At 43.4% G+C, this 647-nt stretch carries 1 protein-coding gene; it reads left to right on the top strand.

Translation table 11 applies throughout. The features are described from left to right. The coding region (locus tag CRT24_RS20955; RefSeq protein WP_218962658.1) for a hypothetical protein at positions 1 to 269 on the top strand (269 nt) is incomplete at its 5' end. Between the last annotated feature and the right edge of the window lie 378 nt (positions 270 to 647).

The raw sequence follows: 647 nt of genomic DNA, 5'->3' as shown, positions 1-647 counted from the left end.
TCAGGGATGCCCAGGTCCAGCTCGACCGCGATACATCCACGAAAAAGTACCCCCAAAAGGTCAACGGGAACAAATCCTTCGGAAAATTAAAGGAAAACCTGATAGCCATCTTTTTCAAAAACAGGGAAAGGGAAATCCTCAGGGAGCTCACGGCCTATTTCCTCAAGGACACATTGCCCATTCGAAAGGGAAGATCGTTCCCAAGGCAGCTTAAGACCTCGAATAAAAAGTGCAAGCACAGGACCTACACAAACTACAAACCGGCATGATAAAATCCTTAACTTAATGACATTGCCCTAGCGGGGTTGTGTGGCGTCGCATGATCATTTCTATAATAGTTACACCCCTAGCGGGCAATGTCATTAAGTTAAGAAAAAAAGAAGGCCATAAATCACGTAAATGTTTAATTTTGAATTCACTACTAAACAAATCTAAACAACCGCGTTTATGGCCGATGTAAAAATAGCACTTAAAATCGTCTCAGACCTAAAAAATTTTATTTCTATCTGTTTAACAGACCCTCTGCTGCTCAATCTTTTCAGGAATTCCAAAACCCATTTCACCCGGGACCGGAAGCTCAATTTCGAGAGATTGGTCCTGCTGATCGCCAAGATGTGCAAGCGGACCCTCTCTGTCGAACTGGAAGG

This window comes from Sphingobacterium sp. 1.A.5 (assembly GCF_002734235.1).
Classification (GTDB): Bacteria; Bacteroidota; Bacteroidia; order Sphingobacteriales; family Sphingobacteriaceae; genus Sphingobacterium; species Sphingobacterium daejeonense.
This window is presented reverse-complemented; position numbering and strand designations above follow the sequence as displayed.